Below are 13,860 nucleotides of genomic sequence, written 5' to 3' on the forward strand. Positions count from 1 at the left end.
GACAAGACAAGCGTCCGCAAGACCCCAGGAGCCCCTCATGAGCGCACTTCCGCAGGAGCGCCGCGTCGTCACCGCCATCCCCGGCCCGAAGTCGCAGGAGCTGCAGGCCCGCCGCACCGCCGCGGTCGCGCAGGGCGTGGGCTCCGTGCTGCCCGTGTTCACCGCGCGCGCCGGCGGCGGCATCATCGAGGACGTCGACGGCAACCGGCTCATCGACTTCGGCTCGGGCATCGCGGTGACGTCCGTCGGCGCGTCCGCCGAGGCCGTCGTACGCAAGGCGACCGCGCAGCTCGCCGACTTCACCCACACCTGTTTCATGGTCACGCCCTACGAGGGGTACGTCGCCGTCGCCGAGGCGCTGGCCGAGCTGACCCCCGGTGACCACGCCAAGAAGTCGGCGCTGTTCAACTCCGGCGCCGAGGCCGTCGAGAACGCCGTCAAGATCGCCCGTGCGTACACCAAGCGCCAGGCGGTCGTCGTCTTCGACCACGGCTACCACGGCCGCACCAACCTCACGATGGCGCTGACCGCGAAGAACATGCCGTACAAGCACGGCTTCGGCCCGTTCGCGCCCGAGGTCTACCGGGTGCCGGTGGCGTACGGCTACCGCTGGCCGACCGGTCCGGAGAACGCCGGCCCGGAGGCCGCCGCGCAGGCCATCGACCAGATCACCAAGCAGGTCGGCCCGGACAACGTCGCCGCGATCATCATCGAGCCGGTCCTCGGCGAGGGCGGCTTCATCGAGCCGGCCAAGGGCTTCCTCCCGGCGATCCGGCAGTTCGCCGCCGACAACGGCATCGTCTTCGTCGCCGACGAGATCCAGTCCGGGTTCTGCCGTACGGGTCAGTGGTTCGCGTGCGAGGACGAGGGCATCGTCCCGGACCTGATCACGACCGCCAAGGGCATCGCGGGCGGTCTGCCGCTCGCCGCCGTGACCGGCCGCGCCGAGATCATGGACGCCGCGCACGCGGGCGGCCTGGGCGGCACCTACGGCGGCAACCCGGTCGCGTGTGCCGGCGCCCTGGGCTCGATCGAGACGATGAAGGAGCTGGACCTCAACGCCAGGGCGAAGCACATCGAGGCGATCATGAAGGCCCGCCTCGGGGCCATGGCCGAGAAGTTCGACATCATCGGCGACGTCCGCGGCCGTGGCGCGATGATCGCCATCGAGCTGGTCAAGGACCGCGCGACCAAGGAGCCGAACCCGGAGGCGACGGGCGCGCTCGCCAAGGCCTGCCACGCCGAGGGCCTGCTGGTCCTGACCTGTGGCACCTACGGCAACGTGCTGCGCTTCCTGCCTCCGCTGGTCATCGGTGAGGACCTGCTGAACGAGGGCCTCGACATCATCGAGCAGACCTTCGCCCGCATCTGAGGCCCCAGCGAAACCACTGGTGAGCGGCGCGAGCCCGTCCCGGTGGCCTCATCCGCCCCAGCTCTGGAACCGTCCGCGGTTCCGGGGCTGGGGCGGCTGTCGTCAGAGCGTGTGAAGAAGGTGTGCGAGGTGGATGGCAGGATGCGATTCCGTCTGTCTAACGCCCTCCCGCTGTCGTAGGTTCTAACCAGATGAGAGATACACCCCGCCCGGAGGGGACTCTGGGTGACATCGGGCCGAGGCCTCCCCAGCTTCGACCTGGTCGTGCCCTCGCGCACACAACCGGGGCCTCCGGCTCCGGATCTCCTCACCGATCGGACAGTCGCCCGCCCCAAACCCCCCGGGGCGCGCGACCATCCGATCCGGACGGCCGCCTCGGAACCACCCCCCCTGTTCCGGGGCGGCCGACCTCCCTCTTCCTCCTTCTCGGGCTTCCCGCCCTCCTCTTCGCGCTCATCACCTGGCAGGTCGTGGCCGACGGCCCACTGCTGGACGTCGACGCGGCGGTCAGCCGGGCCTTGGTGCATCCGGACCGCTTCTCCGAACTCCTCGCCGATCTGGGCAACGTGCAGGTCGCGGTCCCGGTCCTGGCCGTCGCGCTGGCGTACGTCACCTGGCGGCATCGCCGCACTGGTACACACCTCTGGTGGCGCCCGGCCTCCTCCGCGGCCCTGCTCATGGCGGTGGTCCCGGCGCTGGTGGTCCCCGTCAAGCTGCTGACCGACCGTCCCGGCACCCCGGCCGTACCGCCCGCCACCGGCTACTACCCCTCCGGCCACACGGCCACGGCCGCCGTCGCCTATGGCGCCGCGGCCCTGCTGCTCCTCCCGTGCCTGCGCTCCGCCCCGGCCCGCCGCGCCCTGCTCGTCGTCTGCGCCGGCCTCAATCTCGGCGTCGGCTTCGGCCTGGTCCGGCGTGGCTACCACTGGCCGCTGGACGTCGTGGCCAGTTGGTGCCTGTGCACGGTGCTGCTCACCTCGCTGTGGCTGTTCCTCGGCCGAAGAGGCCGTCCTCAGCGGAAGTAGCCGTCGAACGTCCGCCGGAACTCCCAGCCGCCGTACCGGTCCCAGTTGATCGACCACGTCATCAGACCGCGCAGCGCCGGCCAGGTGCCGTGCGTGGTGTACGAGCCGCAGTTCGTCCTCTTCGTCAGGCAGTCGAGGGTCTTGGTGACCTCGGCCGGGGGGACGTGGCCGTTGCCCGCGTCGGTCGAGGCGGGCATGCCGATCGCCACCTGGTCGGGGCGCAGGGGCGGGAAGACGTTCTCCGGGTCGCCCGCCACCGGGAAGCCGGTGAGCAGCATGTCGGTCATGGCGATGTGGAAGTCGGCACCGCCCATCGAGTGGTACTGGTTGTCCAGGCCCATGATCGGGCCCGAGTTGTAGTCCTGGACGTGCAGGAGTGTCAGGTCCTCGCGCAGGGCGTGGATGACCGGGAGGTACGCCCCGGCCCTCGGGTCCTGGCCGCCCCACTCGCCGGTGCCGTAGTACTGGTAGCCGAGTTGGACGAAGAACGTCTCCGGCGCCGTCGTCAGGACGAAGTCGTCGCCGTACCTCGCCTTCAGGGTCTTCAGGGCCGAGATGAGGTTGACGATCACCGGTGTCTTCGGGTTCTTGAAGTCGGTGTCGTCGGCGTTCAGGGAGAGCGAGTGGCCCTCGAAGTCGATGTCGAGGCCGTCGAGGCCGTACTCATCGATGATCTTCGAGACGGAGGTCACGAAGGTGTCCCGCGCCTCCGTGGTCGTCAGCCGCACCTGGCCGTTCTGGCCGCCGATGGAGATCAGCACCTTCTTGCCGGCCGCCTGCTTGGCCCGGATCGCGGCCTTGAAGTCGGCGTCGCTCTCGACGTTCGGGCACTCGGTGGCGGGGCAGCGCGCGAAGCGGATGTCGCCCGAGGTGACCGAGGTCGGTTCGCCGAAGGCCAGGTCGATGACGTCCCAGCTGTCGGGGACGTCGGCCAGGCGGGTGTAGCCGGAGCCGTTGGCGAAGCTCGCGTGGAGGTAGCCGACCAGGGCATGGGCCGGGAGGTCCGCGCCCCCGCCGCCCGGCCGGGCGGTGGTCGTGGCGGTCACCGTGGCCGACCGTGCGGACTCACCCGCCTCGTTCACGGCGGTGACCTGGAAGCCGTACGCCGTCGAGGGCGAGAGTCCGCCGATCGTCGCCGCAGGGCCGCTCACCGTCTGGACCTTGGCGCCGTCGCGGTGGACGGCGTAGCTCGTCGCGCCCGGCACCGGCGTCCAGGACAGGGCGACACTGGAGGAGGTGACCGCGCCGGTCTTCAGGCCGGTCGGGGCTGCGGGCGGCTGTCCGGCCTCCCCGCCCGGTCCGACGAGCGAGATGTCGTCGGCGTGGTAGGCGCCCGTCCCGTACCAGCCGTGGGTGTAGACGGTGACCCGGGTCGTGGCGGGGCCGGTGCGGAAGGTCGTCGTGAGCTGGTTCCAGACGGGGCCCGACTGCGTCCAGGCGGAGACGTCGGTGGTGCCGGTGCCGCTCGCGCCGAGGTGGACGTAGGAGCCGCGGACGTATCCGGACAGCGTGTACCGGGAGTCCGGCTTCACGGTCACCGTCTGGGCGCACCGGGCGTTGTCGGCGCCGGCCGGGGTCGCCTGGAGCGCGGAACCGCCGCTGCGCACCGGTGAGTTCACGGTCGTACCGGTCGTGCAGGTCCAGCCGTCGAGGCCGGACTCGAAACCGCCGTTGCGGACGAGGTCCGCGTCGGCCGCACGGGCGGCCGACGAGAGCGCGGTGACGCCGGGCAGGACCAAGGCCGCGGCGGTGAGGAAGGCGAGGGGTCTGGAGCGATCCACAAGTGCCTCCGGGTGTGGGGGAATGGGAGGGTGGAGCCGCCCACAACTTGGTCCAGACCAATCTGCCTGTCAAGGGTTCGCGCAGGCTACCCCTCCCCCTCCGCCGCCAGTCCCGCCGCCGCCTCGTGCATGGCCAGTTCGAGGAGTGCCGGGTCGGTGAGGGTGCCGGTGCCGTCCGGCGGGACCAGCCAGCGCACGCCGCCCGTGGAGCGGCCCGGGTACGGGACGACGATCCAGGTGCCGGCTCCGGCCGTACGGATCCCGGTGCCGAGCCAGCGGGCGGCCGTGCCCGGCGGCACGAAGAAGCCCATGCGCGAGTCGCCGAAGTCGACCAGCACCGGGCCCAGTTGGTCGAGGACGCGGGTGAGGACGTCGAGCGTGGGATAGCCGAGCTCGGCCGGCAGGATGAGTACGTCCCAGGCCTTGCCGGCCGGCAGCAGGGCGACCCCGAGGGGGTTGCGTTCCCACTCCCAGCGGCAGGCATCGGGATCCGGAGCGGCGGATACCAGCCACTCCACCGCTGTCTTCGCCCCTGTCATGACGGTGATCTCCCTTTCTGTGGTGGACGCCGATCGCGTCACGAGGGAGAGGGAGGTCACCCGGCGGCCATTACGCGGGTTCTCTCCCACAGTTCCAAGTGAGTTGGATCACACTGGATTTGGCAGTGGCCGGCCCTGGGCCGTACGGCTTCCCCGGGTCGGGAACTCGACGTGCCGTTCCACGCGTCTTGTCGGGTTGGCCGAACAAAGGAGGTACGGGCATGCCGGTGACCCTGGCCGAGGAAGTCATGCTGCTCTCGCTGGATGACGAGTCCGGGGCGGTGAAGGAACGGCAGGCCGTCGGATGGGCAGTGGCCGGCGGTGTGGTTCTCGAACTCGTCATGGCGGGCCGGCTGTCCGTGGACGGGGGGCGGATGACCGTGGCCGACACAGCACCGACCGGAGTCCCGCTGCTGGACGAGCGGCTGCCGCTCATCGCGTCGTGGACGGCGCGCAGGAGGAGGCCGCCCAAGGTGACGGAGTGGCTGACCAAGGACCACGACAAGGCTGTGGCCGCCACCGTGGCCAGTCTCCGCGCGCGCGGCCTCGTGAGCGAGGAGCAGCGCAGAGTTCTGGGCGTGGTGCCCGTCCGCCGGTTCCCGCAGGTGGACGACGCTCCTGAGCGCGAGTTGCGCGCACGGCTCGCGGCCCTCGTCCTGCGGGGTGCCGAGCCCGACGACCGCACGGCCGGCCTGGTGGCCCTGCTGCACGGGGCGCGTCTGCATGGCCTGGCCTTCCCCGGCCTGCCCCGCAAGGAGGTCTCCGCGCGGATGAAGGAGATCGCGCAGGGGCAGTGGGCCGGTGAGAGTGTCCGTACCGCGGTCAAGGAGATGCAGGCGGCGATGGTGGCCGTGATCATGGTGACGACGCACAGTTGATGCGCGTCGTCACCTGAACGGCGTCGAGCAAGGTCTCGCGGCCGTACGGCCGCTAGCTGTCGAAGCCGAGACCCAGTCGGTCCATCGCCTTCAGCCACAGGTTCCGGCGCCCGCCGTGCGCGTCGGCGCGGGCCAGCGACCACTTGGTGAGCGCGATGCCGGTCCACGCGAAGGGCTCCGGCGGGAAGGGGAGCGGCTTCTTGCGGACCATTTCGAGCTGGGTGCGTTCCGTGCGCTCCCCCGCCAGCAGGTCCAGCATCACGTCCGCGCCGAACCGGGTCGCGCCGACACCGAGGCCCGTGAAGCCCGCCGCGTACGCCACCTTGCCCTGGTGGGCCGTCCCGAAGAACGCCGAGAAACGCGAGCAGGTGTCGATCGCGCCGCCCCAGGCGTGCGTGAAGCGGATGCCCTCCAGCTGCGGGAAGCAGGTGAAGAAGTGCCCGGCGAGCTTGGCGTACGTCTCCGGGCGGTCGTCGTACTCGGCGCGCACCCGGCCGCCGTACGGGTAGATCGCGTCGTAGCCGCCCCAGAGGATGCGGTTGTCGGCGGAGAGGCGGAAGTAGTGGAACTGGTTGGCACTGTCCCCGAGTCCCTGTCTGTTCTTCCAGCCGATCGACGCCAGTTGCTCCGCGCTCAGCGGCTCGGTCATCAGGGCGTAGTCGTAGACCGGGACCGTGTAGGCGCGGACGCGCTTGATCAGGCTGGGGAAGATGTTCGTGCCGAGCGCGACCTCGCGGGCGCGGACCCGGCCGTAGGGGGTGCGTACGGCCATGCCGGCGCCGTACGGCTTCAGGGTGAGGGCGGGGGTGTGCTCGTAGACGCGGACGCCGAGGTCCAGGCAGGCCCGCTTCAGGCCCCAGACCAGCTTGGCGGGGTTGAGCATGGCCACGCCCCGGCGGTCGAAGAGGCCCGCCTGGAACGTCGGTGAGTCGACTTGTTCCCGCACCGCTTCGGCGTCCAGGAACTCCACGCCGCCGGCGAGGCCCCGGCGCTCCATCTCCTCGTACCAGTCGCGCAGTTCCCACGCCTGGTACGTCTCCGTGGCGACATCGATCCCGCCGGTGCGCTCGAAGTCGCAGTCGAGGGAGTAGCGGGCGACCGTCTCCTCGATCTCGTCGAGGTTGCGGGCGCCCAGCTCCTGGAGCTTGTGGATCTCGTCCGGCCAGCGGGTGAGCCCGTTGGGCAGACCGTGGGTGAGGGAGGCGGCGCAGAAGCCGCCGTTGCGGCCCGAGGCGGCCCAGCCCACCTCGCGGCCTTCGAGCAGCACCACGTCCCGCTGCGGATCGCGCTCCTTGGCGAGGAGCGCGGTCCACAGTCCGCTGTAGCCGCCGCCGACGACCAGCAGGTCGCAGGTCTCGAAAGTGGTCAGGGCGGGTTCGGGGTGGGGCCTGCCGGGGTCGTCCAGCCAGTACGGGACCGGCTGGGCTTCGGAAAGGGATTTCGTCCAGTTGTTGCCACGACTCATGGCGCCTGGGGCCATGATTTCAACTCCCTACAAAGGTTTTATGCCTTTTGCTTGGTGCGGCGATTGCTGATGACCATGGAGGCCAGGACGAGCAGTACGGCGACGATGAACATGGCCGTACCGATGACATTGATCTGAACGGGAGTTCCGCGCTGGGCCGAGCCCCAGACGAACATCGGGAAGGTGACGGTCGAGCCCGCGTTGAAATTGGTGATGATGAAATCGTCGAAGGAGAGCGCGAAGGCGAGCAGCGCGCCGGCCGCGATTCCGGGTGCGGCGATCGGCAGGGTGACGCGGACGAACGTCTGGAACGGTCCGGCGTACAGGTCCTGCGCGGCCTGTTCCAGCCTCGGGTCCATCGACATCACGCGCGCCTTGACGGCGACCACCACGAAGCTGAGGCAGAACATGATGTGGGAGATCAGGATCGTCCAGAAGCCGAGCTGGGCGCCCATGTTGAGGAACAGGGTGAGCAGCGAGGCCGCCATGACGACCTCGGGCATCGCCATCGGCAGGAAGATCAGCGAGTTCACGGCGCCCCGCGCGCGGAAGCGGTAGCGCACCAGCGCGAACGCGATCAGCGTGCCGAGAAGCGTGGCGCCGAGCGTCGCCCAGAACGCGATCTGGAGGCTGACCGACAGCGAGCCGCACAGGTCGGATACGCCGCAGGGGTCCTGCCAGGCGGCCGTGGAGAACTCCTGCCACTCGTAATTGAAGCGCCCCTTCGGCCGGTTGAAGGAGAAGACCGTCACGACGATGTTCGGCAGGAGGAGATAAGCGAGCGTCAGCAGTCCCGCGATGACGACGAGATTGCGCTTGAGCCAGTTGACGAAGGTCATTTAAACCAGATCCTCCGTGCCGGACCTGCGGATGTAGACGGTCACCATGACGAGGATGGCGGCCATCAGGATGAAGGAGAGGGCAGCGGCCGTCGGATAGTCCAGAATCCGCAGGAACTGCGTCTGGATGACGTTGCCGACCATGCGGGTGTCGGTGGAGCCGAGCAGATCGGCGTTGACGTAGTCGCCGGCCGCCGGGATGAAGGTCAGCAGCGTGCCGGAGACGACACCCGGCATCGACAGCGGGAAGGTGACCTTGCGGAAGGTGGTGATGGGCTTGGCGTACAGGTCGTGCGCCGCCTCGTGCAGCCGTGGGTCGATGCGCTCCAGCGAGGTGTAGAGCGGCAGGATCATGAACGGCAGGAAGTTGTACGTCAGACCGCACACCACCGCGAGCGGCGTGGCCAGCACGCGGTCGCCGGAGGTCATGCCGAGCCAGCTGGTGACGTCCAGGACGTGCAGGGTGTTGAGGGCGCCGACGACCGGGCCGCCGTCCGCGAGGATCGTCTTCCAGGCCAGGGTGCGGATCAGGAAGCTGGTGAAGAACGGCGCGATCACCAGGATCATGATCAGGTTCCGCCAGCGGCCCGCGCGGAAGGCGATGAGGTAGGCGAGCGGGTAGCCGAGGATCAGGCACAGGACGGTCGCCGAGCCGGCGTAGAGCACCGAGCGCAGGAACTGCGGGTAGTACGCGGACAGGGCGTCCCAGTAGGTGGCGAAGTGCCAGGTGACCTTGTAGCCCTCCTCCAGGGAGCCCGTCTGCACGGACGTGGAGGCCTGGTAGATCATCGGCAGCGCGAAGAAGACCAGCAGCCACAGGACGCCGGGCAGCAGGAGCCAGTACGGCACCAGGCGGCCGCGTCGGCGGGGCGGCTTCTTCGCCGGGGCGGTCGGGGTGAGAGGCGGGGGCGCCTCGGTGAGCGTCGGCATCAGGCGGCCGCTCCTTCATCGACGCCGGCGGAGCCCGCTGTCCCAGCGAGCAGGGACTGCGTCGCGTCGAGTCCGAAGGTGTGCGCCGGGCTCCAGTGCAGGACGACGTCGGCGCCCGGGACCAGGCGGGTGTCGCGGTCGACGTTCTGGACGTAGACCTCGAAGTCCGGGCAGACGGCGCTGTCGACGACGTACTGCGTGGAGACGCCGATGAACGACGTGGCGGCGATCTTGCCGGTGATGCGGTTGCGGCCCTCCGGTATCTCCCCCGCGTCGTCGGCGTGGCTGAGGGAGATCTTCTCCGGGCGGACGCCGGCCAGCACCTTGCCGCCGGTCGTCGTGGGCGCGGAGCAGCGCGCCCCGGGCAGGACGAGCTTGCCGCCGCCCGCCTTCAGCACGATGTCGTCGCCGCTCATGGAGTCGACCTCGGCCTCGATGAAGTTGGAGGTGCCGAGGAAGTTGGCGACGAACGTCGTGCGCGGGTTCTCGTAGAGGTCGGTGGGCGAGCCGAGCTGTTCGACGCGGCCCGCGTTCATCACGGCGACCGTGTCGGCCATCGTCATGGCCTCCTCCTGGTCGTGCGTGACGTGGACGAAGGTGATGCCGACCTCGGTCTGGATGCGCTTGAGCTCCAACTGCATCTGGCGGCGCAGCTTGAGGTCGAGGGCGCCGAGGGGCTCGTCGAGGAGGAGCACCTTGGGGTGATTGATGAGCGCGCGGGCGACGGCCACCCGCTGCTGCTGTCCACCCGACAGCTGGTGCGGCTTCTTGCGCGCCTGCTCGCCGAGCTGGACGAGGTCGAGCATCTCCTCGACCTGCTTCTTCACGCTCTTGATGCCGCGGCGGCGCAGGCCGAAGGCGACGTTCTCGAAGACGTCCAGGTGCGGGAAGAGGGCGTACGACTGGAAGACCGTGTTCACCGGCCGCTTGTACGGCGGGAGCGCCGTCACGTCCTGGTCGCCGAGGTGGACGGTGCCGGCGGTGGGCTCCTCAAGTCCCGCGATCATGCGCAGAGTCGTGGTCTTGCCGCAGCCGGAGGCGCCGAGCAGGGCGAAGAAGGAGCCCTGCGGCACGGTCAGGTCGAGCGGGTGTACGGCGGTGAAGGAGCCGTAGGTCTTGCTGATGCCGGAGAGGCGGACGTCGCCGCTGGTGTCGTTCGTCATGGTGGTCACGCCCCTGTCAGCTTCGCGAACTTCTCTTCGTAGGCCGTCTCTTCCTTCGAGCTCAGTGAGCGGAAGGCGACGGACTTGGCCTGCATGGCCTTGTCGGGGAGGATCAGCGGGTTGTTCGCCGCGTCCTCGTCGATCTTCGCGAGCTCGTCCTTCACGCCCTCCACGGGACAGACGTAGTTGATGTAGGCGGCGAGCTCGGCGGCGGCCTTCGGTTCGAAGTAGTAGTCGATGAGCCGCTCGGCGTTCGTCTTGTGACGGGCCTTGTTGGGGATCAGCAGGTTGTCGCTGGACGTCATGTAGCCGCTGTCCGGGATGAGGAAGTCGATGTCAGGGCTGTCGGCCTTGAGCTGGACGACGTCACCGGCCCAGGCGAGGCAGGCCGCGAAGTCGCCGCTGGTGAGGTCGGAGGTGTAGTCGTTGCCGGTGAACCGGCGGATCTGCTTCCTGTCGACGGCCTTTTGAAGGCGGGCGATCGCCGCGTCGTAGTCGTCGTCGCTGAACCTGGCCGGGTCCTTGCCCATGTCGAGCAGAGTCATCCCGACGGTGTCGCGCATCTCGGTGAGGAAGCCGACACGGCCCTTGAGCCTGGGGTTGTCGAGCAGGTCGGAGACCGTCTTCACCTCGACGCCGTCGAGCGCCTTCTTGTTGTAGGCGATGACCGTCGAGATGCCCTGCCAGGGGTACGAGTACGCCCGTCCCGGGTCCCAGTCGGGGTTGCGGAACTGCTGCGACAGGTTGGTGAAGGCGTGCGGCAGGTTGGAGGCGTCCAGTTTCTGGACCCAGCCGAGGCGGATGAGCCGGCCGGCCAGCCAGTCCGTGAGGACGACGATGTCGCGGCCGGTGTCCTGGCCGGCCGCGAGCTGCGGCTTGATCTTCCCGAAGAACTCGTTGTTGTCGTTGATGTCCTCGGTGTACTTGACCTTGATCCCGGTCCGCTCGGTGAACGTCTCCAGCGTCGGATGACGCTTTCCGCTCTCGTCGACGTCCATGTACTCGGTCCAGTTGGAGAAGGTGACGACCTTCTCCTTCGCCGAGTGGTCCTCGGCGGACGTACCGCCCTCGGTCTTGCCGGCCGCGGGGATCCCGCAGGCACTGAGCGTGCCCAGTCCGCCCGCCGCGAGCGCGCCACCCGCGGAGGCGCGCAGCAGGGAACGGCGGGTCATGGCGGCCCGCCCGTTGCGCAGGCTGCGCCGCATGGCGGCCACTTGGGCCGGGGACAGGCGGTCGGGCTCGTACTGCTCCATGCGCGTGGTGCCCTTTCGGGAGAGATCGGAAAGGTGGGGGAGGCCGGCCGCGGGTCGGGCGGCCGGCTGCTCCCGCCTGATCTGACTATCGGTCCCCGAAGATCGTGCGGTGCCAGTCCTTCCTGGCCACCGCCGTGTTGTCGAACATGACGTGCTTGATCTGGGTGTACTCATCGAAGGAGTACGCTGACATGTCCTTGCCGAAGCCGGACGCCTTGTAGCCGCCGTGCGGCATCTCGCTGATGATCGGGATGTGGTCGTTGACCCACACGCAGCCCGCCTTGATCTCGCGGGTGGCGCGGTTCGCCCGGTAGACGTCGCGGCTCCAGGCGGAGGCGGCGAGCCCGTAGGGGGTGTCGTTGGCCAGCCGGATCCCGTCGTCGTCGCTGTCGAACGGGAGCACGACGAGAACCGGCCCGAAGATCTCGGACTGGACGATCTCGCTGTCCTGGGGCGCGTCGGCGACGAGGGTGGGCAGGTAGTACGCGCCGTTCTCCAGCTCCCCCTTCGGCGCCGCACCGCCGGTCACCACGCGCGCGTAGGCACGCGCCCGGTCGACGAACCCGGCGACCCGGTCCCGCTGCGGGCGGGAGATCAGCGGCCCGAGATCGGTGCCCGGCGCGAACGGATCACCGAGCCGGACGCTCTCCATCAGGGCCGCGGTCCGCTCGACGAACTCCTCGTACAGCGGTCGCTGTACGTACGCGCGCGTGGCGGCCGTGCAGTCCTGCCCGGTGTTGATGAGGGCGCCCGCGACGGCGCCGTGGACGGCCGCTTCGAGGTCGGCGTCGTCGAAGACGACGAAGGGCGCCTTGCCGCCCAGCTCCAGGTGGATCCGCTTCACGGTGCCGGTGGCGATCTCGGCGACGCGCTTGCCGACGGCGGTGGAGCCGGTGAAGGAGGTCATGGCGACATCGGGATGCCCGACGAGATGCTCACCGGCGTCCTTCCCGGTCCCCGTGACGATGTTGACGACACCGTCGGGGATCCCGGCGTCGGTGGCGGCCTGCGCGAAGAGGAGTGAGGTGAGCGGGGTGAGCTCGGCGGGCTTGAGCACGATCGTGTTGCCCGCGGCGATCGCCGGGAGGATCTTCCAGGCGGCCATCTGGAGGGGGTAGTTCCAGGGCGCGACGGACCCGACGACGCCGATGGGTTCGCGGCGGACGTAGGAGGTGTGGTCGCCGGAGTACTCCCCCGCGGACTGCCCCTGAAGATGCCGGGCGGCACCCGCGAAGAACGCGGTGTTGTCGATGGTCCCCGGCACGTCGAACTCGCGGGTCAGCTTCAGGGGCTTCCCGCACTGGAGGGACTCGGCGCGGGCGAAGTCCTCGGCGCGGTCGGCGAGGACGGCGGCGAAGCGGTGCAGCGCGTCCGAGCGCTCGCCCGGGGTGGCGGCGGCCCAGTCCGGGAATGCCTCGCGCGCGGCGGCGACGGCGGCGTCCACGTCGTCGGCGCCGGCCAGCTCGTACCTGTACACCTCCTCGCCGGTGGCAGGGTCGACGACGGCGTGCGCACGTCCCGAGGTCCCCTTCGCCGGTCGGCCCGCGATGTACTGCGCGCCGTCCGCGAAGCGGTCCTGGGCCGGGAATCGTTCCGGGGTGGCGGTGCCCGGGTTCTGCATGTCGCTCTCCTCCGTGTCCCCGAGGTGGGGCCGGCGTGGCTCAGGCTCGATTTGAGTGCCGATCCTGACAGAGCAGGGCGGCTCCAACAAGTGATTCCGTTGTTTCCATTTGATTACGCGACGGAATCTGTCGACCGGGTGTCGAGTGAGGCGGAAAAACGCGGGACGGATTGTCAGTGGTGCGTGCCAGACTCGGCGGCATGGCGAAGATCGATTCTTGGGATGTCCTGATCAGGGAGGTCCGTGCGGGGGCGAGAGTCAGGTATCTGCACTTCTGGGGCCACCGGCCGCTGCCGGACGGCCGGGTGGGCGCGAGCTGTCTCAGCCAGTGGTGGCCGTCGCCTTTCACGGTCGACGGGGTGGAGTACGCGACGGCCGAGCACTGGATGATGGCCGAGAAGGCCCGGCTGTTCGGCGACGCGGAGGCGGAGCGGCGGGTGCTGGACGCCGGCCATCCGTCGGTGGCGAAGAAGGCCGGGCGGCTGGTGCGGGGATTCGACGAGGTGGTGTGGGACCGGGAGCGGTTCCGGATCGTCGTCGAGGGCTCGGTCCACAAGTTCGCGGCACATGCGGATCTGCGCGGGTTTCTGCTGGGCACGGGAGATCGGGTACTGGTCGAGGCGAGTCCGGTCGACCGGGTGTGGGGAATCGGGCTGGCGGCGCGTGACGAGGGGGCGGGGGATCCTGAGCGGTGGCGGGGGCCGAATCTGCTGGGCTTCGCGTTGATGGAGGCGCGGGAGCGGCTGCGGGGGTAGGACTGCTGGCCCGCACCCGCCCGGAGGGGGCATCCGCGCTTCCAGCCCGTCCGGCGTTTGAGGACGAGGCCCGTTCAGGGCCGAAAGCGGGGGTCTGGGGGCCGCGGGCCCCCAGGGAGCGGCGGGGTCGAAGGGGCAGCGCCCCTTCAGGATGGGACGGGTGGGGGCGGCGGGGGCGAGAAACCCGGCCGCGGTTTCGCGGGGTGGGGGGTGTGCTGTGCGTGGGGGGCGGTGTGGTG

Annotated in this window: 11 protein-coding genes and 1 pseudogene; 4 read left to right on the forward strand and 8 right to left on the reverse strand. The window is 69.7% G+C overall.

Translation table 11 applies throughout. The features are described 5' to 3' along the window. Positions 1-37: 37 nt before the first annotated feature. Together gabT and ABZ078_RS36665 are read left to right on the forward strand one after the other, a co-directional pair. Positions 38-1,372, forward strand: a complete 1,335-nt coding sequence (gene gabT, locus ABZ078_RS36660) for a 4-aminobutyrate--2-oxoglutarate transaminase (protein ID WP_356582663.1) — start codon at positions 38-40, stop codon at positions 1,370-1,372. A 221-nt stretch (positions 1,373-1,593) separates the two neighbouring features. Then, positions 1,594-2,358, forward strand: a pseudogene (locus tag ABZ078_RS36665) (phosphatase PAP2 family protein); the annotation flags it as partial. A 26-nt stretch (positions 2,359-2,384) separates the two neighbouring features. On the opposite strand, the gene ABZ078_RS36670 reads toward ABZ078_RS36665, so the two are convergent. After that, complete coding sequence (locus ABZ078_RS36670; protein ID WP_356582664.1) at positions 2,385-4,178, reverse strand: glycosyl hydrolase family 18 protein; 1,794 nt, start codon at positions 4,176-4,178, stop codon at positions 2,385-2,387. An 86-nt stretch (positions 4,179-4,264) separates the two neighbouring features. Continuing rightward, on the reverse strand, positions 4,265-4,717 hold the full coding sequence (locus ABZ078_RS36675; protein ID WP_356582666.1) for a hypothetical protein: 453 nt from the start codon (positions 4,715-4,717) through the stop codon (positions 4,265-4,267). Positions 4,718-4,938: 221 nt separating this feature from the next. Between ABZ078_RS36675 and ABZ078_RS36680 the strand changes: the two genes are divergently transcribed. Then, complete coding sequence (locus ABZ078_RS36680) at positions 4,939-5,595, forward strand: GPP34 family phosphoprotein (RefSeq protein WP_356582668.1); 657 nt, start codon at positions 4,939-4,941, stop codon at positions 5,593-5,595. Between the two features lie 52 nt (positions 5,596-5,647). Here ABZ078_RS36680 and ABZ078_RS36685 read toward each other — a convergent pair whose 3' ends face one another. From ABZ078_RS36685 to ABZ078_RS36710, 6 genes are all read right to left on the reverse strand, one after another. After that, complete coding sequence (locus ABZ078_RS36685) at positions 5,648-7,075, reverse strand: FAD-dependent oxidoreductase (protein ID WP_356582670.1); 1,428 nt, start codon at positions 7,073-7,075, stop codon at positions 5,648-5,650. 23 nt (positions 7,076-7,098) lie between these two features. Beyond that, positions 7,099-7,899, reverse strand: a complete 801-nt coding sequence (locus tag ABZ078_RS36690) for an ABC transporter permease (RefSeq protein WP_356582672.1) — start codon at positions 7,897-7,899, stop codon at positions 7,099-7,101. After that, positions 7,900-8,829 (reverse strand): ABC transporter permease, encoded by a 930-nt coding sequence (locus ABZ078_RS36695; RefSeq protein ID WP_356582674.1) that lies wholly within the window; start codon positions 8,827-8,829, stop codon positions 7,900-7,902. It abuts the gene before it with no gap. Beyond that, positions 8,829-9,992 (reverse strand): ABC transporter ATP-binding protein, encoded by a 1,164-nt coding sequence (locus tag ABZ078_RS36700; RefSeq protein ID WP_356582676.1) that lies wholly within the window; start codon positions 9,990-9,992, stop codon positions 8,829-8,831. The genes ABZ078_RS36695 and ABZ078_RS36700 overlap by 1 nt, the downstream gene beginning before the upstream one ends. A gap of 5 nt (positions 9,993-9,997) precedes the next feature. Continuing rightward, positions 9,998-11,245, reverse strand: coding sequence for a spermidine/putrescine ABC transporter substrate-binding protein (locus ABZ078_RS36705; protein WP_356582678.1), 1,248 nt, complete (start codon positions 11,243-11,245; stop codon positions 9,998-10,000). An 85-nt stretch (positions 11,246-11,330) separates the two neighbouring features. Further along, complete coding sequence (locus tag ABZ078_RS36710) at positions 11,331-12,866, reverse strand: gamma-aminobutyraldehyde dehydrogenase (RefSeq protein WP_356582680.1); 1,536 nt, start codon at positions 12,864-12,866, stop codon at positions 11,331-11,333. A 170-nt stretch (positions 12,867-13,036) separates the two neighbouring features. Here ABZ078_RS36710 and ABZ078_RS36715 point away from each other — a divergent pair, with 170 nt between their 5' ends. Next, the gene (locus ABZ078_RS36715; protein WP_356582681.1) at positions 13,037-13,621 is read left to right on the forward strand and encodes an NADAR family protein; all 585 of its coding nucleotides are present in this window, start codon (positions 13,037-13,039) and stop codon (positions 13,619-13,621) included. Positions 13,622-13,860: the final 239 nt, after the last annotated feature.

The sequence above is a fragment of the Streptomyces sp. NPDC006385 genome, from assembly GCF_040612485.1.
Classification (GTDB): Bacteria; Actinomycetota; Actinomycetes; order Streptomycetales; family Streptomycetaceae; genus Streptomyces.